We start from the raw sequence: 25,525 nt of genomic DNA on the forward strand, positions 1-25,525 counted from the left end.
CCTCGGAACACGTGAGCATCAACCGGCGACAAGCGCTGACCGCCATCGCGGTGGGCGCCTCCGGTGTGCTCGCCGCGTGCGCCGGTAAGTCGATCACCGGATCCGACGCGACGAAGGCGTCAGATGAGCCCACGGCACCGGCGATCACCTTCAAGCCCGCCAACGCGACCACCGACGTGGCGCCGACGGCACCCATCGGGCTCGACATCGACAACGGATGGTTCCAGCGCGTCACACTGACCAACCCCGAAGGCCGACCGGTCGCGGGTTTCGTCAACCGCGACCGCACGTCCTTCTCCACCACCGAACCGCTCGGCTACGGCGTCGAGTACACCTGGGGCGGCTCGGCGGTCGGCCGCGACGGCAAGCCGATGGCGCTCGCGGGCAGCTTCACCACGGTGACCCCGCAGAACCAGGTCAACGGCCAGTTCCAGCTGGCCGACGGGCAGACCGTCGGCGTCGCCGCGCCGGTCATCATGCAGTTCGACGCCTCGATCACCGACAAGGCTTCCGTCGAGCGCGCCCTGGTGGTGACCACGACCCCGCCCGTCGAGGGCAGCTGGGCCTGGCTGCCCGACGAGGTCGGCGGCTCGCGCGCCCACTGGCGCACCCGCGACTACTACCCACCCGGCACCAAGGTCCACGTCGCGGCCAACCTGTACGGAATCCCGTTCGGCGACGGTGCATTCGGCGCACAGGACCTGACGCTGGACTTCGAGATCGGGCGCCGCCAGGTGGTCAAGGCCGAGGCGTCGTCGCACCAGATCGAGGTCATCACCGACGCGGGCGTCATCATGACGCTGCCCTGCAGCTACGGCGAGGCCGACCAGCCGCGCAACGTCACCCGCAGCGGCATCCACGTCGTGACCGAGAGGTACGAGGACTTCTACATGTCCAACCCGGCCGCCGGATATAGCAACGTGCACGAGCGGTTCGCGGTCCGGATCTCCAACAACGGCGAGTTCATCCACGCCAATCCGAACAGTGCCGGCGCTCAGGGCAACACCAACGTCACCAACGGCTGCATCAACCTGTCGACCGCGGACGCCGAGCAGTACTTCAACACCGCGATCTACGGCGACCCCGTCGAGGTCACCGGCACCTCGATCGAACTGTCGTACTCCGACGGCGACATCTGGGACTGGGCCGTCGACTGGTCGGAGTGGAAGTCCATGTCGGCGATCACGCCGCAGGCCTCGCCGATGAACATCCCCAGCAATGCGCCCGCGACCCCCACCGACGCGCCGACGCTGTCCGGGACGCCCACGACCACCCCGCCGAGCCCAGCTACTTCGGCTCCGGGCGGGTGAACTTCCGCGTTGCGGTGGCCTGATCGCGCGGCCGGATGACGATGTGGTCGAGGTTGACGTGGCCGGGCAGCGACGCCACGTACCCGATCACGTCGGCGACGTCGGCGCCCGTCAGCGGTGTCATTCCCGTGTAGACCGCATCCGCCCGGGCCGCATCGCCCTCGAAGCGGACGAGCGAGAACTCCGTCTCCACCATTCCCGGGGCAATCTCCGTGAGCCGCACCGGCTTTCCCAACAACTCGCCGCGCAGCGTCTGGTGCAGCGCCGCCTGGCCATGCTTGGCGGCCGTGTATCCGGCTCCGCCGTCGTAGATCTCGAACGCCGCGATGGACGTGACCGTGACGATGAGCCCGTCGCCGGACGCGATGAGCTTGGGAAGCAACGCCCTGGTCACGCGCAGGGTGCCGATGACGTTGGTCTCCCACATCCAGCGCCAGTTGTCGAGGTCGGCGTCGGCGACGGGTTCCAGACCCTTGGCCCCGCCCGCGTTGTTGACCAGCACGTCGACCCGGTCGAGTTGCGCCGCCAAGGCGTCGACCGCGGCGGCGTCAGTGACGTCCGCCACAATCGCCGTCCCACCCACCTCGTCGGCGACCGCCTTCACCCGGTCTTCACGGCGGGCCACGCAGACCACGTGAAAGCCAAGTCCGGCAAGGGTTTTCGCGGTGGCTTCGCCGATTCCTGAGCTGGCGCCGGTGACGACCGCGACCCGCTGATGTGCTTGCAGTGCCGTCATATGCCCGACTTTAGTTGGCGTGCTAAATTCTTTTCGTGTCTACCCGTCAGGCTGCCCGCATCGCCGTTCGGCGTGCGTGTTGTTGTCGCGCATCCCTTCGCGCCTGACTGACCGCGGACCACATCCCGTCCTGCTGAGTCGTTCGGCGCGGCCCTAGAGCCCCTGCCGACAACTCCCCAAGGACACCCCCGTGAGCGCTCCCACCCTTCGCCCCACTTCAACCGGCCTCGCCCGGAAACGGACCGGCGCGACCGCCGCACGGGCCGACTCGCCCCAGGCCAAGCGGCTGCTGCTGGCCCGTCACCACGTCGTCGCGCCATCGCTGAAGGTCGCCGAGGCGGCCGCCGGTTCGGTATTCGGTGCCGCCCGGCTCCGCGGGCCGATCGCCAGGGACAGCATCGCAGGAGTCACCGGACTCTCGATCGCCACGGTGAACCGCCAGGTCACCGCCCTGCTCGACGCCGGAGTGCTCCGCGAGCGGGCCGACCTGGCGGTCTCCGGAGCCATCGGCAGGCCACGCGTCCCCGTCGAGGTCAACCACGAACCATTCCTCACCCTCGGCATCCACATCGGCGCCCGAACCACCAGCATCGTGGCGACCGACCTGCTCGGCCGGACGCTCGACGTGGTCGAGATGCCGACGCCGCAGGGCGCTCAGAACGCCGCGCTGGCCTCGCTCGCCGACAGCGCCCGCCGCTACCTGAGCCGCTGGCACCGCCGCAAGCCGCTCTGGGTCGGAGTTGCCGCGGGCGGCGTGATCGACACCGCCACCGGGTACTTCGACCACGCCCGGCTCGGCTGGGTGGATGCGCCCGTCGGGCCCGTGCTCGCCGAGGCGCTCGGGCTGCCCGTCTCGGTGGCCTCTCACGTCGACGCGATGGCGGGCGCCGAGCTGTTGCTCGGGGTGCGCCGCTCCAACACGCCGACGGCCACCAGCCTCTACGTGTACGCCCGCGAGACCGTCGGCTACGCGCTGTCGATCGGCGGCCGGGTGCACTCGCCCGCCAGCGGACCCGGCACCATCGCCGCCCTGCCCGCTCAGTCCGAACTGCTCGGGAACACCGGCCAACTGGAGTCGACGGTCAGCGACGAAGCCGTGCTGAGCGCGGCCCGCAGGTTGCGGATCGTCCCGGCCGACGGCCCGACGTCCACCATCGCGGGCGTACTGCGCGCTGCCCGGCAGGGCAACGACGGCGCGGCGGCCCTGCTGGCGGAGCGGGCCCGCGTGCTTGGCCAGGCCGTCGCGATGCTGCGCGACATGCTCAACCCCGACGACCTCGTCGTTGGCGGGCAGGCGTTCACCGAGTACCCCGAGGGCATGGAGCTCGTCGAGGCCGCGTTCGCGGAACGTTCGGTGCTCGCGCCGCGCGACATCCGCGTGACGGCGTTCGGCAACCGGGTGCAGGAGGCCGGTGCCGGGGTGGTGTCCCTCGGCGGGCTCTACGCCGACCCGGTCGGTGCGATGCGGCGCGCTCAGCGCTCGGAGTCGACGGCCTGACCTGCCAAGAGCCCGGCGACCGCTGAGCACTGCCGGCGCAGTGCAAGGATGGATTGGTGCGCGTCGCCGTCTTGTCCGTCCACACCTCACCGTTGGCTCAGCCGGGTACCGGTGACGCGGGCGGGATGAACGTCTACGTGCTGCAGAGCGCGCTCGAACTGGCACGCCGCGGCGTCGAGGTTGAGATCTTCACCAGGGCGACGTCGTCCACCGACAAGCCGGTCGTCCGGGTGGCCCCCGGAGTGCTGGTGCGCAACGTCGTCGCGGGCCCGTTCGAGGGGCTGGACAAGCACGACCTGCCCACCCAGCTGTGCGCGTTCACCGCCGGGGTGTTGCGCGCCGAGGCCAACCACGAGCCCGGGTACTACGACATCGTGCACTCGCATTACTGGCTGTCCGGCCAGGTGGGCTGGCTGGCCCGCGACCGCTGGGCCGTGCCGCTGGTGCACACGGCGCACACGCTCGCCGCGGTGAAGAACGCCACGCTGGCCGAGGGGGACTCGCCGGAGCCACCGCTGCGGGCCGTCGGCGAGCAGCAGGTGGTCGACGAAGCAGACCGGCTCATCGTGAACACCGAAGACGAAGCGCACCAACTGATTTCGCTGCACCACGCGGACCCCGACCGCATCGACGTCGTGCACCCCGGCGTCGACCTGACCACCTTCACGCCCGGTGACAAGCACGCTGCGCGCGTCGCGCTCGGGCTTGACCCCGAGCACAAACTGGTCGCGTTCGTCGGTCGCATCCAACCGCTCAAGGCGCCCGACGTCCTGCTGCGGGCCGCCGCCAAGCTGCCCGACGTGCGCGTGGTCGTCGTTGGCGGCCCGTCCGGCTCTGGTCTCGCGACCCCCGACGGGTTGGTTCGGCTCGCCGACGAACTGGGCATCTCCGACCGGGTGACGTTCCTGCCCCCACAGCCGCGCGAGCAGCTGGCCAACGTGTACCGCGCCGCCGACGTGGTCGCGGTGCCGAGCCACTCGGAGTCATTCGGACTGGTCGCCGTGGAGGCGCAGGCGTGTGGCACGCCGGTGGTGGCCGCCGCCGTCGGCGGACTGCCCGTGGCCGTGCGCGACGGCGTCAGTGGGGTGCTGGTCGCGGGCCACGACATCGATGACTGGGCCGCCGCCATCGCGGGCGTGTTCGAGCGGGGCCCGGAGACGATGAGCGCCGCGGCAGTCGAGCACGCGGCAACCTTCTCCTGGGCGCACACCGTCGACGGGCTGCTGGCCAGCTATGGGCACGCGATCACCGACTACCGGGCCCGTCATCCGCGGGACGTCCCCGCGCGGCGCAATGGACGCCGGTTCTCGCTGCGGCGCGGCGTCCGAGCATGAGCCAGTCCGGCGACGCGGCGCAGGCCGCGCATCGGCTCATCGAGCACGCCGCCAAGGAGCAGGAGCTCGACTACGCGCTGCACCCGAGCGAGTCCGGCGGGCTGCCCGGCATCGTCGTCGCGCTGCCCGGCGAGCGGCGCCTGATCACCAATACGATCCTGTCCGTCAGTGCGCACGGGGTGCGCGTCGAGGCGTTCATCTGCCGCAAGCCCGAGGAGAACTCCGAGGGCGTCTACCGCTACCTGCTGCGGCGCAACCGCAAGATGTACGGGTTGGCCTACACCCTCGACAACCTCGGCGACATCTACCTCGTCGGCCGCATGTCGTTGCATTCGGTGACGCCCGAGGAGCTCGACCGCATTTTTGGGCAAGTTGTCGACGCCGTCGACAGGGACTTCAACACCTTGCTGGAATTGGGTTTTCGCACCAGCATCCAGAAGGAGTGGAAGTGGCGGGTCTCGCGCGGTGAGTCGCTGAAGAACCTCGAGGCGTTCGAGCACCTGATCGGCGACGACTCCGACGACTGATTCGCGTGCGGGATAGGCTCTAGCCCATGGCGACCCTGGTGCTGCTCCGTCACGGCGAGAGCGAATGGAATGCGCTCAATCTGTTCACCGGCTGGGTGGACGTCGACCTGACGGACAAGGGCAGAGCCGAGGCCGCTCGCGGTGGTCAGCTGCTCGTCGAGCAGGGCGTGCTGCCGGACGTGCTGTACACCTCGCTGCTGCGGCGGGCCATCACCACCGCGAACCTAGCCCTGGACAAGGCCGACCGGCTGTGGATCCCGGTGCATCGCGACTGGCGGCTCAACGAGCGCCACTACGGTGCGCTGCAGGGCCTGGACAAGGCCGCGACCAAGGAAAAATACGGCGACGAGCAGTTCATGGCCTGGCGACGCAGCTACGACACGCCGCCGCCGCCGATCGAGAAGGGCACCAAGTACAGCCAGGACGCCGACCCGCGCTACGCCGACATCGGCGGCGGCCCGCTGACGGAGTGTCTCGCCGACGTGGTGGCCAGGTTCGTGCCGTACTACGAGCAGACCATCGTTCCGGAATTGCAGGCCGACAAGACGGTGCTGATCGCCGCGCACGGCAACTCGCTGCGTGCGCTGGTGAAGTACCTCGACGGCATGTCCGACGAGGACGTCGTCAGCCTGAACATCCCCACCGGCATCCCGTTGCTCTACGACCTCGACGCCGACCTGAAGCCCAAGGTCACGGGCGGGGTGTACCTGGACCCCGACGCCGCGGCGGCGGGTGCGGCGGCGGTCGCCGCTCAGGGTGCGAAGTAAACCCGGTGAAACGTCGCTGATGGCCCTGCACAGGCGAATTGTTGGTGAACTCGGATGAACGCCGGCCAAACTCCTGTGTTTGGGTGTGTGACTTGTACCGATTTGGCCGCACGCTGCTGGGATGACGTTCACCGGAAACGTACGATTTGCCTGTGAGTGTGCTATCCGCACTGCTTGTGGTGGCAGTCGTGGCGCTTCTCGCGCTGGCGGCGGGTGCGGTGATCGGGATCGGGATCGCGCCTCGGCTAGCCGAACGCCGCCGGCGGCGTTCCGTCGACCAGGACGGCATCACCGTTTCGCAGATGTTGCAGCACATCGTGTCGCTGGCTCCGGTGGGGATCGTGGTCGTCGATACCTATCGTGACGTCGTCTACACCAACGACCGGGCCCGCGAGCTGGGGCTGGTCCGTGGCCAATTGCTCGACGACCGGGCCTGGACCGCCGCCCAGCGCACGCTGGCGACCGGTGAGGACTTCGAGGTCGACCTGGCCCCCGTCAAGAAGCAGAACCCCGGTCGGTCGGGGCTGTCGGTGCGGGGTCACGTGCGCTTGCTCACCGAGGACGACCGCCGCTTCGCCGTCGTCTACGTCGACGACCAGTCCGAACACGCGAGGATGGAAGCGACTCGCAGGGATTTCGTCGCCAACGTCAGCCACGAGTTGAAGACGCCGGTGGGCGCCATGGGCGTGCTCGCCGAGGCGTTATTGGCCTCCACCGATGACGCCGTGACGGTCGGCCGCTTCGCCGAGATGATGGTCACCGAGTCGAACCGGCTGGCCAACATGGTGGGCGAGCTCATCGAACTGTCGCGGCTCCAAGGCGCCGAGCCGCTCCCCAACCTGGATTCCGTCGACGTCGACACCGTGGTGGCCGAAGCGCTGTCGCGCTACAAGGTGGCCGCCGACAACGCCGACATCGAGGTCACCACCGACGCCCCGACGGGGTACCGGGTGCTCGGCGATCAGCCACTGTTGGTCAGCGCGCTCGCCAACCTGGTTTCGAACGCAATCGCATACTCGCCCAACGGTTCTCCGGTTTCGATCAGCCGGCGCAGGCGCGGCGACAACATCGAGATCGCCGTTACCGACCGCGGTATCGGCATCGCGCGGGCCGACCAGGAGCGCGTGTTCGAACGGTTCTTCCGCGTCGACAAGGCGCGTTCCCGGGCCACAGGCGGCACCGGGCTCGGGTTGGCCATCGTCAAGCACGTCGCGGCCAACCACAACGGATCCATCCGGCTGTGGAGTCAGCCGGGCACCGGGTCGACGTTCACTCTGTCGATACCGGCGTACCCCGACACCGATGACGAATCGGACGAACGGTCGGATGACCAATGAGGAGGGCCCTGAACCAATGACCAGTGTGCTGATCGTGGAGGACGAGGAGTCCCTGGCCGATCCCCTGGCATTCCTGCTGCGCAAGGAGGGGTTCGAAGCGACGGTCGTCGCGGACGGCCCCTCGGCCTTGGCCGAGTTCGAGCGCTCCGGCGCCGATATCGTGCTGCTGGACTTGATGCTGCCGGGAATGAGCGGTACTGACGTCTGCAAACAGCTGCGTTCGCGCTCGAGCGTGCCTGTGATCATGGTCACTGCCCGGGACAGTGAGATCGACAAGGTGGTCGGGCTGGAGCTCGGGGCCGACGACTACGTCACCAAGCCGTACTCGGCGCGCGAGCTGATCGCCCGCATTCGCGCGGTGCTGCGTCGCGGTGCCGACAACGACGACTCCGGCATCGGAGACGGGGTGCTGGAGGCCGGACCCGTGCGCATGGACGTCGAACGTCACATCGTCTCGGTCAACAGCGAACCGATCACGTTGCCGCTCAAGGAGTTCGACCTGCTCGAATACCTCATGCGCAACAGCGGCCGGGTGCTGACGCGCGGCCAGCTCATCGACCGCGTGTGGGGCGCTGACTATGTGGGCGACACCAAGACGCTCGACGTCCACGTGAAGCGGCTCCGCAGCAAGATCGAAGCGGACCCCGCAAACCCGGTCCATCTCGTCACGGTGCGGGGGCTGGGCTACAAGCTGGAGGGCTAACTCGCAAAAACTCCCGAGAGTGCAAATCTAGCAACGCTCGCGGACTTAGCCACAACTTGCTACTGTGGCCTCTCGTAGGCACGTGTGTTTGGCGTTCGATTGGCGTCGGGCCCGCGTGCGATCGGGAGAGAAGCAAAGGCCCCACCAATGCCGTGCCGTGTGTGTGAGTCGGATCGCCTGCTGAGCGTGCTGGACCTCGGCGCCACGCCGCCGTGCGAGAAGCTGCTCGATCAGGACGCATTGGACCTGGTAGAGGCCACGTACCCACTGCATCTGAGGGTCTGCGAGAACTGCCTTCTGCTGCAGCTGCCCGCGCTCATCACGCCCGAGGACACGTTCACCGAGTACGGGTACTTCTCGTCGTTCTCCGATAGCTGGGTGGCGCACGCCGGCCGCTTCGTCGGCACGTGCGTCGAACGGCTCGACCTGAACGCAGATTCGTTTGTCGTCGAAGTTGCCAGCAACGACGGTTACCTTCTCAAGCACGTGGTCGACGCGGGCGTTCGTTGTCTGGGCATCGAGCCGTCGGTCAACGTCGGTGCCGCCGCCGTGGAGCGCGGCGTGCCCACCCTCACCGCGTTCCTGGACGAGGCGACGGGCAACGCGGTCCGGGCCGAGCACGGGCCGGCCGACCTCGTCGTCGCCAACAACGTCTACGCCCACATCCCCGACGTGCTCGGATTCACCCGCGGACTGCGGGCGCTGCTCGCCGATGACGGATGGCTCTCGATCGAGGTGCATCACGCCCTCAACCTGGTGGCGCTGGCCCAGTTCGACACGATCTACCACGAGCACTTCCAGTACTACACCGTGGCGTCGGCCACTACGGCGCTCGCCACCGCGGGCCTGACGGTCGTCGACGTCGAGACGATTCCCACCCACGGCGGGTCGATCCGGTTGTGGGCCAGGCCCAATGGCTCGGCAGGCGACCCGAGCCGCCGGGTCGCCGACGTACTCGCCGTCGAGGCCGAGGCCGGGCTGCACGACGTCACCGGTTACGTCGGCCTTCGCGCCCGGGTCGAACGACAGCGCCAGGAGCTGCTGCGGTTCCTGCTCGACTGCCGCGCGGACGGCAAGCGCGTCGTCGGTTACGGCGCACCGGGCAAGGGCAACACCCTGCTGAACTACTGCGGCATTCGCACCGACCTCATCGAGTACCTCGTCGACCGAAACCCGTACAAGCACGGCAAGTTCACGCCTGGCGCGCGGTTGCCCATCCATTCGGTCGACCGCTTGGACAAGGACCGGCCGGACGTCATCGTCGTGCTGCCGTGGAACCTCGAGGCCGAGCTCACCGCACAACTGGCCTACACCGCCGAATGGGGCGCCCAGCTGGTGTACCCGCTACCCGAGCTGCACGTCGTGAACCCAGGGAAGGCACCCTCATGAAGGTCGTACTGTTCTGTGGCGGTTACGGAATGCGCATGCGCAACGGGGACGACGACACCATCCCCAAGCCGATGCAGATGATCGGCTCCCGTCCACTGATCTGGCACGTCATGCGCTACTACGCGCACTTCGGGCACACGGACTTCATCCTGTGCCTCGGATACGGCGCGACGCACATCAAGAACTACTTCCTGACCTATCAGGAGTCGGTGTCAAACGACTTCGTGATCCGCGGCGGCAAGGTCGAACTGCTGCAGTCCGACATCAGCGACTGGTCGATCACGTTCGTCGACACCGGGCCGGAGTCCCCGATCGGGGAGCGGCTGCGTCGGGTCAAGCAGTTCGTCGAGGGAGAGGAGTACTTCCTGGCCAACTACTCCGACGTGCTCACCGACGCCCCCATGAACGACATCATCGACGAGGTCAAGGAATCCGGCGCCGCAGCGTCCATGCTGATCGTGCCGCCACAGTCGTCGTTCCACTGTGTGGACATCACCGACAGCGGCGCCATCACCGGTATCACTCCGGTGTCGCACCTGCCGATCTGGGAGAACGGCGGATACTTCGTGTTGTCCAGCGACGTGCTCGACATGCTCACCGAGGACTGTGATCTCGTCGAGGACGTGTGCGGCAAGCTCGCCGTACAGGGTCGCCTGCACGGGCACAAGCACCTCGGCTTCTGGAAGCCCGCCGACACGTTCAAGGAACGGGCGGACCTCGAAGCCGCGTACAAGCGCGGCGACCGGCCGTGGATGCTGTGGGAGCACGCGAAGCCTGCGGTCGACAAGGTGCCGGTGGAGGTCGCTGCGTCGTGATCGGTTTGCGCACAGGCGAACTCGCCGAGATCGCCGTGCTTGGTGCGCATTGTGACGACATCGCGATCGGAATGGGCGGCACGCTGCTCACTCTGGCCCGCGCACATCGCGGGCTGCGGGTGCACGCCCTGGTGCTCAGCGGGGGCGGCACCGAGCGCGAAGCCGAGGAGCGGGCGGCACTGTCCGAGTTCTGCCCCGACGCCGTCGTCACGGCGACGGTGCTCGACGTGCCCGATGGCCGCGCGCCGCAGCACTGGGATCGAATCAAGGACGCGTTGAGCGCGTTTCGCCAGTCGTGCGATCCCGACGTGGTGTTCGCCACCCAGCGTCGCGACGCGCATCAGGACCACCGCGCGTTGGCAGAGCTGGTGCCGACGGAGTTCCGTGACCACCTGACCCTTGGTTACGAGATCCTCAAGTGGGAGACCGACACTCCCACCCCGAATGTGTTCTCCCCGTTGGACGTCGCTACCGCGGAGGAGAAGGTGAAGCTTCTGCACGCGCACTACCCGTCGCAGGTCGGACGGGACTGGTTCGACGACTTGTCCTTCCTGGGGCTGTCGCGGCTGCGCGGCGTGCAGTGTCGTAGTCCGCACGCCGAGGCGTTCGTGGTGGACAAGTTGACGATGAACTTTGGAGGAACGACATGACGCAGCGAGTCTTGGTCACAGGACACCAGGGTTACCTCGGCACCATCATGGTGCCCATCCTGCGTGCGGCGGGTCACGACGTCGTCGGGCTCGACAACGGCTACTTCGCGGACTGCGTGCTCGGGCCGGAGCCCGACGACCCGCCGGGGCTGCCTGTCGACCTGCGCGACGTGACGGTCGAGCAGCTGGAGGGCTTCGACGCCGTGGTGCACCTCGCGGCGCTGTCCAACGACCCGCTCGGCGCGCTCGAGCCGGAGCTCACCTTCGACATCAACCACCACGCGTCGGTGCGGTTGGCCCGGCTGGCCAAGGACGCTGGCGTCGCGCGGTTCCTCTACGCGTCGACGTGTTCGGTGTACGGGGCGGCGGGTGACGGGCTTGTCGACGAGAACGCCGAACTGCACCCCATCACGCCGTACGCCATCAGCAAGGTGCGTGTCGAGGACGACGTCGCGGCCATGGCGGATTCGGGCTTCACACCCGTGTTCCTGCGCAACGCAACGGCTTTCGGATTCTCGCCGCGGTTGCGCGCGGACATCGTGCTGAACAATCTGGTGGGCCATGCCGTGCTGAGCGGGGTCGTGCGGGTGCTGTCCGACGGCACCCCCTGGCGGCCGCTGGTGCACGCCGTCGACATCGCGCGCGCGTTCGCGAGGTGCCTCGACGCGCCCGCCGAACTGATCTCCTGCCGCGCGTACAACGTGGGCACCGAGGCCAACAACGTCACCGTCGCCGAGATCGCGAACGCCGTCTGCGACACGGTGCCGAACTCGGAACTGCTGATCACCGGGGAGAGCGGCGCCGATCCGCGGTCCTACCGCGTGGACTTCAGCCGAGCCCGCGCCGAACTCGGGTTCGAGGCGATCTGGACAGTCCCCGATGGGGCGGCCGAGCTGTATGCCGGTTACACCGCGCTCGGACTGACCAGGAACGACTTCGAGCAACGCTTCACCCGGCTCGCCCGACTCGAGGCGCTGCGGGCCGAGGGCGGGCTCGACGAGACGATGCGGCGTGTCAGCGCAGCAGTGTGACGAGCTGCGCCCAGCTGCCCGCCGCGCGGTCGCGCGCCGACATCGTGCTCACTGGCAGCGGCCACGCGATGGACAGGTCGGGGTCGTCATAGGCGACGGCGAGATCCTCGGCGGGGTCGTGTGGGCGGTCGATGCGGTAGCACACGTCGGCCGTCTCGGTCAGCGCCTGGAATCCATGCAGCAGCCCCGGTGGCACGTACAGATGCCGAAACTCGTTGTCGTCGAGCGTGAACGCCTCGTGCTGACCGAACGTCGGCGAATCCGGCCGGGCGTCCACCAGGACGTCGAGCACGGCTCCGTTGGCGCACCGCACCAGTTTGGCCTCGCCCCGCCCGCCGCGCCCGTGCATGCCGCGGATGACGCCCATGCCCGAACGCGACTGGGAATCCTGGACGAACGTCGCGGACGTGCCTGGCACGCCGATCCAGGCGTCGAACAGCTCGGCATCGAAGGTCCGGGTGAACAGTCCACGCTCGTCGAAGAACGGTTCCGGCGTCAGTACGGCGACCCCGGCGAGCCTTGTCTGCTCGATGCGCACGCGGACATGGTCGCATGACGAGGAGGAAAAGGGGCTCGAGTTGCCGGGCATGCGGAAACGATGAGCTATACCGCGTGCTCGATCTCGGCAACGTGCCTGCCGCCGACGACTTCCCGCCCGTCGACCAACCCGTTGAGCTCGCGGAGACGACGCACCCGCTCGCGATGGACCTTTGCGCCGACTGCGGGTTGGCGCAGCTCGCCGACGACGACACCGTCACCTCCGAACCCCGCGCCGTCGAACCGCAGGCGTTGCGCGACCAGGCGCGCGACGCCGTCGCCCGCGTGGCCGCCTCGGGATGGCTGAGGGGGGAAACGGTGCGGGAGTTCGGAAGTCCGCACGGCGGCAGCTGGCTCGAAATGTTGGCGCAGAGTGACATCACGCCAGTGCCGGGGGTCGCCGACATCGTGCTGGACTGCTTCGGCATCATGCACGAGCCCGACCAACGAGGCGCGTTCGCGCAGCGGGCGGCCGCGACGGCGCCGGGCGGGGTGCTGTTGTTGCAGTACCACTCACTGGCCACCATCGTCGGGCAGGGCCAGTGGAATGCGTTGCGGCACGGACACTTCGCCTACTATTCGCTCCCCGCCGTGACGCGCCTGCTCGCGGACTCGGGCATGCGCCCGGTGACCGCCTGGGAGTTTGGCCTGTACGGAGGCACCACGCTGCTGGCCGCGGTGCACGATGACGACGAGCGCACTGCCGAACCCGTCATCGCCCAGCTGAGCGCAGCGGAGGTCGAGATGCTGGACCCGGTGACGGTGGGCACCCTGCAGGCCGCCGCCGACGGTCACGCCCTTGCGCTGCGGTCGTACCTTGAGCATCAGCGGATCGCGGGACGTCGGGTATTCGGTTACGGGGCGGCCTCGCGGGCCGTTGCATTGTTCGCGCGGGCGGGGCTGGACCACCACCTGCTCTCGGCCGTCGCCGACGCGTCACCCGCCAAGCAGGGGCGTCGCATGCCGGGCACCGACATTGCCATCATTTCGCCGGACGCGCTGGTCGCAGCCGGTCCCGACGAGGTCGTGCTTACGCTATCCGATCTGTTGCCAGAGGTGTCGGCGCGGCTGCCGGAGCTTGCGGGTCGATGGGTGACCGACGATTGGATCGCCAAGCAGACCGGCTGATGACGAAGCTGCGGCGCGCCTGCATGGTGACCGCACCGATCCATCCGATCATCACGTCGGCACACCCCACGCGCCACTTGCCGTCCTTGACGATCCGCCTGCTGAGCTCGAGCTGCTGGCCGAACTGGGACCGCGCGGAGGTGAACGCGGTGGCCCCGTCAGCCGAGATGCGGAAGGCCGCAAGTGGATCGGGCAGTCCGACGAAGTCGCCGCGCTTGAGCAACCGCGTCCACAGTTCGAGCTCCATGGGGTAGAGCAGATCACCCCGAAAGCCGCCAACCGCGTGAAAGTCACTGCGGCGGAACGTGACCGCCGCCGATGGGCCGATGGGATTGCCGCCGCTGCGCAACACGTGCCTGACCACGGTGCGACCGTCGTGCTTGCCGGTCAGCCTGCGCAGTCCGGTGGACCTCCGCAGCGACTGGCCGACGTCGTCGATCAGGTTCGTCTTGCACGACACCAGCGCGACGTCGGGACACGTCATCAGGATGGCAGCCTGATCGGCCACGCAGTTCTCGTCGATGAGGTCGTCTGCACAGAGCAGTTTGATCAAAGGGGCCCTGCACATTTCGACGACGCGATTCCAGTTGTCCGGCATCGACAGGGTGTGGTCGTTGCGTTCGATCCGCAGTCGCGGATCGTTCGCCTCCTCCAGAATCTTCCGCGTACCGTCGGTCGTGTTGTTGTCGAGGACGACGATCTCCATGTCGGTGAAGGTCTGTGAGAAGGCAGCGTCCAGCGTCTCACGTAGGTGCCGCTCGGCCTGGTATGCCGGAATGCACAGCGAGACCGCGGGGGTGCTTCTCACGACCGAGTCCTCACCGTCTCGTCTTGCCCTTCGAACGCCGCACCCGTCGGTGGGTGGTCAGGATCGCGCCGATGGTCTTGGCGCCCGTGTCGTGCAGCGTGGCGACGGTGTCGGCCACGTCCTCCTTGGAGGTGTGGCCGCACTCGACGACCACGATGGCCCCGTCGGACGCGGCGCTGACGATCGCGGCGTCGGCCGCCTTGAGCACCGGCGCCGCGTAGACGACGACGAGGTCGAACTCGCCGCGCAGCGAGTCGAGCACCTTGGGCAGGTGGCCAGAGGCCAGTAGTGCGGTGGCCGTGGTGCCAGGCGGGACGACGCCGGCGCCGAGGATGTGAATCGGCGGGTTGTTCCAGGTCGGCAGCCGCTCGGCGATCGTGATGGTCATCTCGGGTTCGCGCAGGAGGTCGGCGAGTCCGTGGTGGCTACTCGGGGCGGAGCCAAAGTTCTGCCCTGTCCGCATGTCAGCGTTCAGAAGGAGCGTGCGCCCGCCCGCCTCGCCCGAGGCGCGGCTCAGATCGACCGCGGCTGCGAACGCCGCTTCCTGGGAGTCGACGCCGACGACGGTCAGCACGTTTCCGGAGTGGCCGACCGACATTCGCAACCTGCGGAACGCCTCGACGCGTTCATCGCCGTCGGTCCACGCCGTCGTCGCGTCGTTCGGCGGTTCGCACAGCACCGGCAGCCCGGCTTCCTCGACGTCGTCGGGGTTGTCCACCGTGGTGTCGAGGCGGTCGCGCACGATGGCCCCGAGCACGCCGACGATGAGTCCGGCGAGTGCCCCGAAGAGCAGGTTGACCTGGGTGCTCGACCCCGTCTTGGACGCTTCCTTGGCGGCCTCGACGACCGTCAGGTTGGTGAAGGGGTTGTTCTGCTGGCCGGTGTTGCGCAACTCGACTTCGGCGACCATCTGGACGAACTGCCGCGCGGCGGAGTCGGCCATCCGCCGGGCCTCGGCGGGGCTGTCGTCGGTGACCGTGATCTCGATGAGCGCGGTCTCGGGCTCGGCGATGGCCGTGATCTTGCTCGCCACGTCGCCGGCGGCCCGGTTCAGCTGCAGATCGTCGACGACGCGCTGCGCGAGCACGTCACTGGTGACGAGCGCGGCGTACGACAGCGCGCGGTCCTTCGTGAACATGCCGCACTGGTAGGCCTGTTCGATCGAGCCCTCGGCGCACGTCCCGACGAGCACGCGCGTCGAGCTGTGGTACTCCGGCGGCGTCATCGCCGATACGGCGCCCGCGCCGAGCAGGCCAAGCAGCATCGCCGCGACGATGATCGGCCAGCGGCGGGTGACCAGTCGGACGAAGTCGACCAGTCCGGCCTGGCTGGTCCCGTCGTCGCCGGGGGCGGGCGGCGACGGGACCAGCTGGTCCGGGGTGGTGGTTGGCGTTGTCATGGGGTCGGGCTCCTATCAATCCGCCGACGCCCGCGTGGGAGTCAGCTCGGCACCACCCAACTCGCTGAGATCAGCGAGTCGGGGAGAATCTTGTAGTCGTAGAACCCTGACTACGAGGGGGACACAGTTGAGGGCCATCGCCGTGCAGCCGCCGATGGCGGCGCCGACGGACCCGTAGAGGTGCCCGCCGAAACCGATGGCGGTCACGAAGGTGACGGCGAATCCGATCCCGACCTTGGCGACGAACTGTTCCTCGCCCTGGGCCTGGAGGATCGCCCCGAGCGCGGCGGCGAGCACCGCGAACGGGATGCCGATGAACAGCACCGACAGCGTGAGCCCGGCCGGCCGGTACTCGGCGCCATAGAGCAACTGGCACAACGGCTCTGCGACGAAGTAGCCGACTGGCCCTGCGAGCACCAGCACGACGGGTAGCACCAGGATGAGGCGTACGCCGACGCGCCTGGCCTGGGGCGCCGTCGCCCGCGCGGCGGGCGGCAGCACCGTCGACGCCAGGGTGCCAGGGATCAGGATCAGCGGGCTGGTCACCCGCGACGCCGCGGCGTAAAGGCCTGCGCTGTGCGCGCCCGAGAACACGGACACCAGGAAGGTGTCCAGCGTCGAGATCTGAGCCGTCACGCTGTTGACGAAGAACGCGTACGAGTTCTTCAGCACCGTCTGCCATGGCAGCCGCGCGGCGACCTTCACCACTCTGGCGCGCAGGAAGTGGGTGCTCTGCAGGTAGCCGACCAGCGTTCCGATGAGCTGCGCGACGGCGTACGCCCACAGCGCGGGCATACCGCCGATGACGAACGCGATGAACGCGATGAACTGGACGCCGCGTCGCAACAGAATCGACGATGCGGGAACGACTTTGGAGTCCGCCGCGATCGGCACGCTGAGCCGGTACTCGACGCAGCGGTCGATGGCGACCGACAGGATGAGAATGGTCATCGACAACGGCATGAAGCCCTTGGCGGACAGGCCGACGCCCACCGCGAAGGCCAGGCCGCCGAACGCCCACGTCGTGATGGTGGTGTAACGCAGCGCCGAGGCGACCATCACGTGATCTTCACGCGCGTAGGACTTCGAGATCAGCGTCGCCAGCCCGAAGTCGGTGACGGTGAACAGCACCATGCAGAACCCGATGATCGCCGACGTCATCCCGATCTCGGACGGGGTGACCGCGCGCGCGAGCACGATCACGTTGACGGCCTGCAGCACGTTCGCGAGGATGCGTGCCGACAGGATCGAGGCGAACTGGGCGTTCATGCCGCGTGACTGACCTGCCGCAGTCGACGCACCGCGAACGGCGGCCAGCTGATCGCCGCGCCGGCCAACAGGACGGTCTTGGCCGCCTTGCTCGAGGTGCCCGCCAGCATGGACCGGCGGTACAGGCCGAGACTCAGAGTCTCGGCGCGGATCTTCAGTTTCGACGCGACGTCGAGGTGCTCGAGGTAGGTGGCTTGGTTGAACTCGATGAGGCCGTTCACGCGGCGGTAGTGGTTGAACACGGCGAGCCCGATGTTGGTGCGGACGGTGCGCATGCTCGTCGCGTTGATGCCACCCTCGTGAAACGTGTAGTCCAGGACGTGACGGTCGACGTTGGCGACCTTGCCGACCTCGGCCAGCCGCAGGTACAGGTCCCAGTCCTCGGCGACGCCGTGCTCCCAATACCCGCCGATTACGTCGAGCGCCGAGCGCCGGATCACGATGGCCGAGTGGCACACCGCGTGTTGTCCGTGCAACAGGTCCGCGACGATCTCGTCGTGCTCCAGCGGCAGGCGTGACTGGGATTCGGCCTCGCCGTTGATGACTCGCCGGATCTGACCGCCGACCATGACGACGTCGGGGTGGTCGACGAGGTATTGAAGCTGGACCTCGAACCGGTCGGGCATGCAGACGTCGTCGGCATCCATGCGAGCGATGAACGGCGCCGTCGCGCACGCGATGGCTTCGTTCAGCGACGCCGCCAACCCCTTGTTCGGCCGCGAGATCACCCGAACGCGGGGATCGGCCTCGAGGTCGGCGACGGCAGCACCGGTGCCGTCGGTGCTGCCGTCGTCGACGATGATGAGCTCTAGCGCGGCAATGGTGCCGTTGAGCACGCTTTCGGCGGCAGCGCGAACCGTCGCTGCCGCGTTGTAGGCAGGTAGCACGACACTCAGAACGGGCAACCCCCAGTCGCCGGCCCGTTCCGTGTTAGTGCCCACGTATGACCGCCAGGATGAACCGGGCATTGCCGAAGAGGTACCGGCGCCACAGCCGACGGGGTTCCGAGCACAACCGGTAGGCCCACTCGAATCCGGAGTTCTGTACCCACTTGGGCGCCTCGCGTACGGACCCCGCGACGAAGTCGAACGCCGCACCAACGCCGATGTAGACGCCGGGCAGCCGCTGCGCGAGCCGGGCTGCGGCGAAGTCCTGTTTGGGAGTGCCCATGCCGATCCAGACGATGTCCGGCTTGGCCGCAGCGATCCGCTCGATGCACGCGTCGTCGATGGTCTCCTCGACCGGGCCGAACGGCGGGGCGTAGGAGTCGACGATGTGCAGCCCCGGATAGCGCGCGTGGGCTTCGTCGGAGAGCTTGGTGAGCGTCTCGTCGGTGGCGCCGAGCATGAAGTGACGCAAACCTGCCGAGCGTCCACGGTCGAGCACCTCGACGAAGAACGACGGTCCACGGACGCGTCCGGTCTTCTGTGGTTCGCGTGCTCGGCTACGAATGGCCCACGCCACCGGTGCGCCGTCGGGCAGCGTCAGCCCGGGTCCGTCGAAGAGCCGACGGTAGTCGGCGTCTTTGCTAGCCAACGCGACGCAATAGGCGTTGGACAGCCGCACGGTGAGGCTGGCTTCGGTGTGAGCACTGGCGACGGCAATCACGTCGCCCACCGCCGTGTCCATGTCGGTTACCTCGAACGGCAGACCGCCGATGAGCACGCATTCGCGGGCGGTGGCGAGGTCGAGGTCTTGGAAGTCAGTCACTTGCTGGTCCAGAGTTTCTGTTTGCCACATTATTTGCCTGCAAATAAAGTTACAGAGCTAACCGATCGCTGTGCGTGGTGGCCGTCCGGTCCGGCGAACTGGTCGACGGTGCTCGTGCTCCAGGACTTCATAGCTTGCCAATCCTCCGACGAACGACCACCTTGCGGTGCTTCTCCTGCTGATTTATACACCAACATCTCAGATTGGTAAATCGCTGGACGGCTCACCCGCCTGTGATCCCCGCCACCGATCATGATCTCGAACTTCCGCGTGTATACGCAGATTCAGCAAACTATTGCTAGAGTGCGGAACGAGATAACCGTGATCGGTCGAGGTCAGGCCGACGCACGCATGCCGGCATAGCCCGGCTGAGCAGGAAGGGAGGGGAGCAGATGACCGGTGATCACCGGACGAGCAAGGGTTGCGGCAGGGCTTACGGCCGCGGTGCTGGAGGTGGCGGCGGCGGTGGCGGCAGGTACGGCGCCGAGACGAACCAGCCGGTCACGCCCCTCAACGCGTGCCGCACCGACCCATCGGTCTCGTCTCGGAGGACGGCAGTGCTCCCGACGACGGGCGGGATCGCGAAGTCCTGGTCGACGGCGGTCCGTTTGCCTGGGCCGGAAAGCACCTTCGTGGCGACGCCCTCGCGGCCGATCACGGCGGGCAGCACGGACGGTTCGTCGAGCGCCAGCAGCATCGAGAACTGGCCCGCGCTCGCGTTCAGCACCCCTTGGGGCTGGACCTGCCCGTTGGAGGTGATGAATTGATCGACTTCGAAACCGGTGCTGGTGTTGACCACCAGTTGACCCGAGTCCGGACTCTGCTCGACGGCCGTCCCGTACTTGGTCCAGCGCGAGCTGACGAAGGTCAAGGCGTCGCCACGGATGAAGCGCACCGAGACGGGTCCCTTGGTGACCCGCAGGAAACGGCAGCCGTTGACGGAGATCGCGGCGGGGCCGGTCTTGCCGTCGCCGATCGTGATGTCCTCGCCCCGGATCCGCTCGAAGTTCAGCCCGTGAAGCGAAATCGATCGAGTCTCGTTGCCGAACAACAGCATTCCGCGGCCGCACTCGGAGAAGTCGCCGCCGACCCACTCGAGGGTCTCGACACCGTTCTCGACGAGCACCGCGACGTCGCACGTGACGGCGCTGCAGTTGCGCAGCCCCACCGGCGACGACGGGGCGAAGTCGGTGCGGGGGAACAGCCAGCCCGTGCCCGATTTCGAGACGCTGACTCCGTCGTAGCCGCAGTCCCAGCCGGACTCGTGCCGGACGCCGATGCCGTGTCCGATCACCGTGACGTCGCTGACGGTGAACCGGTTGGCGAGCTTGATGCTCAGCCCGACCTGGTTCGGCTGGCGGTTCGCGCTCGTCAGGCTCAACCCGGAGATCGCCCAGTCGGACAGGTACTCGGTGCCACCCGGCGTCCCGTGCGCGGTGACCGACGGATCGCCGCCCTCGTTGCGCAGCACCGTGACACCGCGGCCCGCGCCACGGATGTTGACCCCGCCCTTGACGGGCAGCGTCATGCCGACGAACCCGAATTCGCCGCCCGGCAGCACCACGTCGGCGCCCGTCGACGTCGACTCGGTGATGGCGGCGTTGAGCGCCGCGGTGTTCGCCTTCGCGTCGGCGGTGCTCGACAGCTTCGGCGCCACGCTGCGGGCGCTGACCTCGACCTCGACCGAACTCGGCTTCCCGGAGGTCGCCACCGCCGCGACACCGGCGCCGACCGCGGCCGCGGCCGCGGCGGTCAGAAGCCCACGACGTCCGCTCATGACACCCTTGCCCTCGCGGGTGTTGGGCGCGGACGACTGCGGGTCGACGGTACTCACGTGGATTCCTTACGGGTAGGCACGATCGGGAACATACGGCGGTGCCACCGGAGTGACATGGTAGTTGTTGCTGAGCCTTCGGCAGCACGTACGAAGGTTGGGTGTTGAGTTGACGCAGCTCCGTAGTGCCGCGCCGTGGGCGCTGGCGGCCGCAGCAGTAATCGCGGTCGGCGCCGCGGTGGCCATCGACCCGCGGTTCCTCGCCGTCGTGGCGCTGCTGCTAGTGACGGCGGTTGCCACGCTGTATCCCAACAGCCGCTGGCAGCTGGCGCCGCTGCTGGTCGTCGTGATCTCGCCGGCGATCTTCACCGACGCGGCAGGCGACCCATTGCCCAACGGCGACGCCGTGCAGAAGACCATGCTGATCGTGGCGCTCGGCTGCCTGGCGATGACGGCCGGGTTGCGCTGGTCGGCGATCGGCGCCGCTGCCGTCGGGGCCGTCGGCCTCGCGGGAGTGGTTTCGGTGCTGAACATCGGCGGCGACGTCGACGTCACCGCCGCAACGGCCGTGCGCGCCCTCATCGGCTACGCCTTGCCCTGGCTGTTCCTGTTCGTCGACTGGCGTCGGGTCGGCCTGTCGCGGGCGCTCGGGTTCCTCACCAAGCTGGCCTTGTGGTCCATCGCCGCTGGGGTGGCACTACAGGTGGCAGGCGTCACGACGGTGCTGCGCATCGACGAGGACAGCAAGGTGCCGCGACTGCAGGGCGCCTCCATACCCGCGCACCTCGCGATGCTCGCGTTGGTCGGGCTGGCGGCCGGACTGTGCCTGCTGAGCATGCCGCGGGTCGACCGCAACCCTCGCACCTACCTGTGGGTGGGGCTCAACCTCGTCATCGTGATCGCGACCGCCACCCGCGGCCCTATCGTCGTCGCGACGATGTTGGTGCTGGTCTTCGTCATCCATGCCCTGCTGGTGAGCAGGCGGGTGCCTCGTCGTGCGCGTAGCGCGGCCTGGCTGATCTCCGGCGTCGGGATCGTGGGCATGGTGGTCGCGGCCCCAGAACTCATCCAGCGCAGCATGGGCAATAGCTACGAGGGCACCTTCAACACGTCCGGACGCGACCAGGCGTGGGAGTTCTTCTTCGGCCTGGCGAGTCAGAACCCTTACACCGGAAAGGGTTTGGGTTTCGCGACCGTCGCGGTCGAGATGTACCTGCCTCCGCACGTGCAGAAGCAGTTCGTCGCGCCTCACAACGAATACATTCACCTGATGTTGGACGGCGGCGTGTGCTTCCTGGTCGCGATGCTCGCGGCGATGATGGCGCTGTTCTACACCGCCGCACGGGCACAACGCGGCACCACGAGGTGGGTGATCGGTACGTTCGCGTTCGCGGTGCTGTTCTATGCCGCGATCGACAACGTCTTCTCGACGCCGCAGTTCACCGTGCTGGTGGTGGTCATGCTCGGCCTCCTCGCCGCCCACCCCGCGGTGCGGAGAGTGCCCGTGGCGGGTGGGCCCGCCCGCGTTCCCGAAGCGGTACCGGCCGGAGTGTCATGACGGGCGTCGAATCGGGGGTGCGTGCATTCGCGCGGTCGGGTGAGCTTCAGGACCGACTGCACGACCTGGTGCCGGGCGGCGCGCACACCTACGCCCGCGGCGCGGACCAGTATCCGGAGCACATGGCGCCCGTCCTGGTGCGCGGTGACGGCTGCCGGGTGTGGGACGCCGATGGCAACGCCTACGTTGAGTACGGCATGGGACTGCGCTCGGTGACGCTGGGCCACGGTTACCGCCCCGTCGTCGACGCAGTCGCCAAGACCATCGCCAATGGGGTGAGCTTCAGCAGACCCACCCGCCTGGAACTCGTCGCGGCGGAAGACTTTCTGAGCCTGGTTCCAGGCGCCGACATGGTGAAGTTCGCGAAGAATGGCTCCGACGTCACGACGGCCGCGATCAAGCTGGCCCGCGCGGCGACCGGTCGCGACAAGGTTGCGGTGTGCCGTCAGCCGTTCTTCTCCACCGACGACTGGTTCGTCGGCACCACCGAGATGAACAACGGAATCCCCGGGTCCGCGACGGCCGACGTCGTGCGGTTCGAGTACAACGACCTCGGCTCGGTGGCGTCCGCACTATCCAGCGACGACGTCGCGTGCGTCCTCCTCGAAGCCGCGACGGCGATGGCCGAGCCTGCGCGTGGTTTTCTCGAAGGTGTTCGCGCACTGTGTGATTCGCACGGCACGTTGCTCGTCTTCGACGAGATGATCACGGGCTTCCGCTGGTCGATTGGCGGTGCCCAGGCCGTCTACGGCGTGGTACCGGATCTGTCCTGCTGGGGGAAGGCCATGGCCAACGGCTTTCCGCTGTCCGCGCTCGCCGGCAAGCGCGAGTACATGGAACTCGGCGGGCTGCGCACCGAGCAGGACCGCGTCTTTCTGTTGTCCACGACCCACGGTGCCGAGACCGCATCGCTCGCGGCGTTCCGGGCGGTGGTGCAGGTGTATCGGACCGAGGACCCGATCGGTCAGATGGAGTACGCGGGACGGCTGCTGGCCCGCGGCGTGACCGAAGCCGTCGCCGAACACGGCCTTGCGCCCTACGTCGAGGTGGTGGGCAGGCCGTCGTGCCTGCTGTTCGTCACGCGCGGCGCGGACGGCGAACCATCCCAGGCGTACCGGACGCTGTTCCTTCAGGAACTGCTGCGCCGCGGCGTGCTCGCCCAGTCCTTCGTCACCTCGGCCGCGCACGGCGCCGTCGACGTCGACGCCACCTTGGCGGCAGTGCGCGACGCCCTGCCCGCCTATCAGCGCGCCATCGAGCAGGGCTCGGTCGATGGGCTGTTGGAGGGTCGTCCCGTGGCACCGGCGATCCGTCGTACCGCAGAGCCGCATTTGCGAGTCCCCGATACTGAAGACACCGGGATTTAGTATGGGACAGTTGCTCTTTCGGCCCAATGCGGTCGGGCTCCATCGCCGAAAGGCAATGCCGGACGCAAGCAGGCGTGCAGGCACTGTCCTGTGGCCCGGCGCGATCGCGTTGGTGGTGTGCCTGTTTTGGACTCTCGTGGAGAGCACGCGTCTCAGCGTGCCTGCGCCCTTCGAGGATGCGGCGATGCTGTTCAAGTACGCCGAGAATCTCGCGCACGGGTGGGGCATCACCTGGAATCCCGGTCAGGCTCCCGGCCTGACCGATGGCGCGACCGACCTGGGGTTCGTCCTCGCACTCGCGCCGTTGAAGTTCGTCGGCTTGTCGACCGTGGTGGCCGCATTGCTGCTAAATCTCGCGGCAGTCTTCGGTATCGGGACGCTGTTCGGCGTCCTCAACAACATGCTCTGGCATCGGCCCCTGTGGCTACCGGTGGCGCTGGCCGGACTCGTCGCCGGTGGGCCGGCGAACAGGTACGTGCTCAGCGGGTTCTCACCGCCGGTGATGGGCCTCGTGCTTCTCGGGGCGTTCACGCTTGCGGTGGCCGCACCGCTGGCGCACACTCACCGCCGCTCGCTGCTCCTGCTCGCAGCCGCAGGTGTGACCGCGGGGATCGCCGGTTGGTGGCGGCCTGAGGGGTTCGCCTTCGGACCACTCGTGGTGCTGTTCGGGCTCCTGCTGACGTGGCGCGGTGGCCGACTCCGACTGAGCTCAGTTGCGACAGTGACGTCACTGCTAGCGCCGTACGTCCTGCTCGTCGTCGGGTGGGCCGCTTTACGAATCGGCTACTTCGGACAACTGCTACCGACGTCGGCGGTGATGAAGTCAGGTTCGCTTCACGGCCCGAACATCGTCTTCTCACTGCAGTTCTATGGCTCGCTGATGCTGCCGCTAATTGGCGTCTTGGTGGTTCTGATGTTGGGCCGAGGCACGTCCCACAACTGGTGGACATCGACCGCCCTGCTGGTCGTACCACTGCTGTGGGTCAATTCGGCGCTACCGCAAGAATTCTGGGACAAGATCGGGCTGCACTTCATTCCGACTGTCGCGAATGTCGCCACCGTCGTCGTCTTTGTTCCGCTGATGGTGGCGCTCGCTGTCGTGGGTATCAGGCGGCGTGACGGATCGTGGTTGTTCACCGCAGCCTTGTTCAGCTTCTCGCTCCCGTGGATCGCGCTCGCCACGACCCTCAACTGGTGGGGGCGCATGCAATGGCCCTCGTTCCGGTGCTCGTTGCGATCGCCGCCAGCCAAGCCATAGCCACTGCGGCCTCGGCGCGGCCAGCGGAATCGAACGACACCCGGCGACTCCCCGTCGTCGTGCTTGCGTTCCTCACCTGCGTGGGAATACTGCCCTTCCACCTTCCCATCGGCAGTTACTTCGAAAGTCCGTTCCAAACCAGCGTCGCGGCCGCCTTGAAGGCAGTCGACACGTCGCGCGTTCGCATCGCCACCACCGAGGCCGGGCTCATCCCGCTGGCGGTGACCGGACCTGCGCTCGACACCTACGGGCACAACAATCGGAACATCGCCCGGACCCATGGGCGCGGCCTCGTCGATGAACTCAACGAGTTCCGGCCCAATGTCGTAGCCTTACACGGTCTTCCGCCGGAGCCGGTCCGCCTGGACGACTGCTCGCCACAACAACGGGCCGGTGTGACCAAGTTCCCCGCAAACTGGTCACAGATGGTGAGCGAGCTCTACGACTACGCGGAACAGCACGGCCTGGCACTGGCGCGAATCAGCGAAACCTCACCCTGCGAAACGTGGAGTCTGTGGTTGTCCGACGACGTCGACCCGCAGGTGCGACAGGCCATCGACCAGCTCTCGATGCCAGGAACCGAAGTCGCGGTGAACAGATCTCGGCCCAACGGCTGAGGA

General features: G+C 67.8%; 24 protein-coding genes. 16 read left to right on the forward strand and 8 right to left on the reverse strand.

What is annotated here, in order from left to right:
* Positions 1-11: 11 nt before the first annotated feature.
* Positions 12-1,310, forward strand: a complete 1,299-nt coding sequence (locus SLQ33_RS08770) for a L,D-transpeptidase (protein WP_413467614.1) — start codon at positions 12-14, stop codon at positions 1,308-1,310.
* Here the strand turns inward: SLQ33_RS08770 and SLQ33_RS08775 are convergent.
* Entirely contained in the window at positions 1,288-2,046 is a 759-nt protein-coding gene (locus SLQ33_RS08775; RefSeq protein WP_319453436.1) for an SDR family oxidoreductase, read from the reverse strand. The two genes, SLQ33_RS08770 and SLQ33_RS08775, sit on opposite strands and share 23 nt — an antisense overlap.
* 190 nt (positions 2,047-2,236) lie before the next feature.
* On the opposite strand from SLQ33_RS08775, the gene SLQ33_RS08780 reads away from it, so the two are divergent.
* From SLQ33_RS08780 to SLQ33_RS08825, 10 genes are all read left to right on the forward strand, one after another.
* Entirely contained in the window at positions 2,237-3,544 is a 1,308-nt protein-coding gene (locus SLQ33_RS08780; protein ID WP_413467615.1) for an ROK family protein, read from the forward strand.
* Between the two features lie 29 nt (positions 3,545-3,573).
* The gene (mshA, locus tag SLQ33_RS08785; protein ID WP_319453824.1) at positions 3,574-4,878 is read left to right on the forward strand and encodes a D-inositol-3-phosphate glycosyltransferase; all 1,305 of its coding nucleotides are present in this window, start codon (positions 3,574-3,576) and stop codon (positions 4,876-4,878) included.
* Positions 4,875-5,405, forward strand: coding sequence for a YbjN domain-containing protein (locus SLQ33_RS08790; protein WP_319453437.1), 531 nt, complete (start codon positions 4,875-4,877; stop codon positions 5,403-5,405). The genes mshA and SLQ33_RS08790 overlap by 4 nt, the downstream gene beginning before the upstream one ends.
* 26 nt (positions 5,406-5,431) lie before the next feature.
* Positions 5,432-6,172 carry a phosphoglyceromutase gene (locus SLQ33_RS08795; RefSeq protein ID WP_319453438.1) on the forward strand — a complete coding sequence of 247 codons (741 nt, stop codon included), beginning with the start codon at positions 5,432-5,434 and terminating at the stop codon, positions 6,170-6,172.
* 152 nt (positions 6,173-6,324) lie between these two features.
* On the forward strand, positions 6,325-7,509 hold the full coding sequence (locus tag SLQ33_RS08800; RefSeq protein WP_319453439.1) for a sensor histidine kinase: 1,185 nt from the start codon (positions 6,325-6,327) through the stop codon (positions 7,507-7,509).
* 16 nt (positions 7,510-7,525) lie between these two features.
* A complete protein-coding gene (gene regX, locus SLQ33_RS08805) occupies positions 7,526-8,212 on the forward strand; it encodes a two-component sensory transduction protein RegX (RefSeq protein WP_319453440.1) in 687 nt (228 codons plus the stop codon).
* A 147-nt stretch (positions 8,213-8,359) separates the two neighbouring features.
* Positions 8,360-9,601, forward strand: coding sequence for a class I SAM-dependent methyltransferase (locus tag SLQ33_RS08810; protein WP_319453441.1), 1,242 nt, complete (start codon positions 8,360-8,362; stop codon positions 9,599-9,601).
* Positions 9,598-10,416, forward strand: a complete 819-nt coding sequence (locus tag SLQ33_RS08815; protein WP_319453442.1) for a glucose-1-phosphate cytidylyltransferase — start codon at positions 9,598-9,600, stop codon at positions 10,414-10,416. The genes SLQ33_RS08810 and SLQ33_RS08815 overlap by 4 nt, the downstream gene beginning before the upstream one ends.
* Positions 10,413-11,066 (forward strand): PIG-L deacetylase family protein, encoded by a 654-nt coding sequence (locus SLQ33_RS08820; protein ID WP_319453443.1) that lies wholly within the window; start codon positions 10,413-10,415, stop codon positions 11,064-11,066. The genes SLQ33_RS08815 and SLQ33_RS08820 overlap by 4 nt, the downstream gene beginning before the upstream one ends.
* The gene (locus SLQ33_RS08825) at positions 11,063-12,097 is read left to right on the forward strand and encodes an SDR family oxidoreductase (RefSeq protein ID WP_319453444.1); all 1,035 of its coding nucleotides are present in this window, start codon (positions 11,063-11,065) and stop codon (positions 12,095-12,097) included. The genes SLQ33_RS08820 and SLQ33_RS08825 overlap by 4 nt, the downstream gene beginning before the upstream one ends.
* Here the strand turns inward: SLQ33_RS08825 and SLQ33_RS08830 are convergent.
* On the reverse strand, positions 12,081-12,635 hold the full coding sequence (locus SLQ33_RS08830) for a dTDP-4-dehydrorhamnose 3,5-epimerase family protein (RefSeq protein ID WP_319453445.1): 555 nt from the start codon (positions 12,633-12,635) through the stop codon (positions 12,081-12,083). The genes SLQ33_RS08825 and SLQ33_RS08830 overlap by 17 nt on opposite strands.
* A gap of 14 nt (positions 12,636-12,649) precedes the next feature.
* On the opposite strand from SLQ33_RS08830, the gene SLQ33_RS08835 reads away from it, so the two are divergent.
* Positions 12,650-13,762 (forward strand): methyltransferase domain-containing protein, encoded by a 1,113-nt coding sequence (locus SLQ33_RS08835; RefSeq protein ID WP_319453446.1) that lies wholly within the window; start codon positions 12,650-12,652, stop codon positions 13,760-13,762.
* Here the strand turns inward: SLQ33_RS08835 and SLQ33_RS08840 are convergent.
* The 6 genes from SLQ33_RS08840 to SLQ33_RS08865 all read right to left on the reverse strand — a co-directional run bounded on the left by SLQ33_RS08840 (position 13,665) and on the right by SLQ33_RS08865 (position 20,782).
* Positions 13,665-14,570: a glycosyltransferase family 2 protein gene (locus tag SLQ33_RS08840; RefSeq protein WP_319453447.1), complete on the reverse strand. Its 906-nt coding sequence runs from the start codon at positions 14,568-14,570 to the stop codon at positions 13,665-13,667. The two genes, SLQ33_RS08835 and SLQ33_RS08840, sit on opposite strands and share 98 nt — an antisense overlap.
* A 10-nt stretch (positions 14,571-14,580) precedes the next feature.
* On the reverse strand, positions 14,581-15,969 hold the full coding sequence (locus SLQ33_RS08845) for a Wzz/FepE/Etk N-terminal domain-containing protein (protein WP_319453448.1): 1,389 nt from the start codon (positions 15,967-15,969) through the stop codon (positions 14,581-14,583).
* Between the two features lie 15 nt (positions 15,970-15,984).
* A complete protein-coding gene (locus SLQ33_RS08850) occupies positions 15,985-17,238 on the reverse strand; it encodes a lipopolysaccharide biosynthesis protein (protein WP_319453449.1) in 1,254 nt (417 codons plus the stop codon).
* Positions 17,235-18,179 (reverse strand): glycosyltransferase family 2 protein, encoded by a 945-nt coding sequence (locus tag SLQ33_RS08855; protein WP_319453450.1) that lies wholly within the window; start codon positions 18,177-18,179, stop codon positions 17,235-17,237. The genes SLQ33_RS08850 and SLQ33_RS08855 overlap by 4 nt, the downstream gene beginning before the upstream one ends.
* Entirely contained in the window at positions 18,169-18,948 is a 780-nt protein-coding gene (locus SLQ33_RS08860; RefSeq protein WP_319453451.1) for a WecB/TagA/CpsF family glycosyltransferase, read from the reverse strand. Before SLQ33_RS08860 ends, SLQ33_RS08855 begins: the two co-directional genes overlap by 11 nt.
* A 433-nt stretch (positions 18,949-19,381) precedes the next feature.
* Positions 19,382-20,782: a hypothetical protein gene (locus SLQ33_RS08865; protein WP_319453452.1), complete on the reverse strand. Its 1,401-nt coding sequence runs from the start codon at positions 20,780-20,782 to the stop codon at positions 19,382-19,384.
* A 109-nt stretch (positions 20,783-20,891) separates the two neighbouring features.
* Here SLQ33_RS08865 and SLQ33_RS08870 point away from each other — a divergent pair, with 109 nt between their 5' ends.
* The 4 genes from SLQ33_RS08870 to SLQ33_RS08885 all read left to right on the forward strand — a co-directional run bounded on the left by SLQ33_RS08870 (position 20,892) and on the right by SLQ33_RS08885 (position 25,522).
* Entirely contained in the window at positions 20,892-22,280 is a 1,389-nt protein-coding gene (locus tag SLQ33_RS08870; RefSeq protein WP_319453453.1) for an O-antigen ligase family protein, read from the forward strand.
* Entirely contained in the window at positions 22,277-23,647 is a 1,371-nt protein-coding gene (locus SLQ33_RS08875; RefSeq protein WP_319453454.1) for a glutamate-1-semialdehyde 2,1-aminomutase, read from the forward strand. Before SLQ33_RS08870 ends, SLQ33_RS08875 begins: the two co-directional genes overlap by 4 nt.
* A gap of 136 nt (positions 23,648-23,783) precedes the next feature.
* Entirely contained in the window at positions 23,784-24,905 is a 1,122-nt protein-coding gene (locus tag SLQ33_RS08880; RefSeq protein WP_319453455.1) for a hypothetical protein, read from the forward strand.
* Entirely contained in the window at positions 24,857-25,522 is a 666-nt protein-coding gene (locus SLQ33_RS08885; protein WP_319453456.1) for a hypothetical protein, read from the forward strand. The genes SLQ33_RS08880 and SLQ33_RS08885 overlap by 49 nt, the downstream gene beginning before the upstream one ends.
* Positions 25,523-25,525 lie beyond the last annotated feature (3 nt).

It is taken from the genome of Mycobacterium sp. RTGN6 (assembly GCF_033804605.1).
Lineage (GTDB): Bacteria > Actinomycetota > Actinomycetes > Mycobacteriales > Mycobacteriaceae > Mycobacterium.

Coding starts and splice junctions, on each gene's coding strand:
- SLQ33_RS08810 (WP_319453441.1), top strand. CDS start 8,360: ATGCCGTGCCGTGTGTGTGAGTCGGATCGCCTGCTGAGCGTGCTGGAC.
- SLQ33_RS08875 (WP_319453454.1), top strand. CDS start 22,277: ATGACGGGCGTCGAATCGGGGGTGCGTGCATTCGCGCGGTCGGGTGAG.
- regX (WP_319453440.1), top strand. CDS start 7,526: ATGACCAGTGTGCTGATCGTGGAGGACGAGGAGTCCCTGGCCGATCCC.
- SLQ33_RS08845 (WP_319453448.1), bottom strand. CDS start 15,969: ATGACAACGCCAACCACCACCCCGGACCAGCTGGTCCCGTCGCCGCCC.
- SLQ33_RS08775 (WP_319453436.1), bottom strand. CDS start 2,046: ATGACGGCACTGCAAGCACATCAGCGGGTCGCGGTCGTCACCGGCGCC.
- SLQ33_RS08815 (WP_319453442.1), top strand. CDS start 9,598: ATGAAGGTCGTACTGTTCTGTGGCGGTTACGGAATGCGCATGCGCAAC.
- SLQ33_RS08795 (WP_319453438.1), top strand. CDS start 5,432: ATGGCGACCCTGGTGCTGCTCCGTCACGGCGAGAGCGAATGGAATGCG.
- SLQ33_RS08825 (WP_319453444.1), top strand. CDS start 11,063: ATGACGCAGCGAGTCTTGGTCACAGGACACCAGGGTTACCTCGGCACC.
- SLQ33_RS08835 (WP_319453446.1), top strand. CDS start 12,650: ATGACGAGGAGGAAAAGGGGCTCGAGTTGCCGGGCATGCGGAAACGAT.
- SLQ33_RS08790 (WP_319453437.1), top strand. CDS start 4,875: ATGAGCCAGTCCGGCGACGCGGCGCAGGCCGCGCATCGGCTCATCGAG.
- SLQ33_RS08885 (WP_319453456.1), top strand. CDS start 24,857: ATGGCCCTCGTTCCGGTGCTCGTTGCGATCGCCGCCAGCCAAGCCATA.
- SLQ33_RS08850 (WP_319453449.1), bottom strand. CDS start 17,238: ATGAACGCCCAGTTCGCCTCGATCCTGTCGGCACGCATCCTCGCGAAC.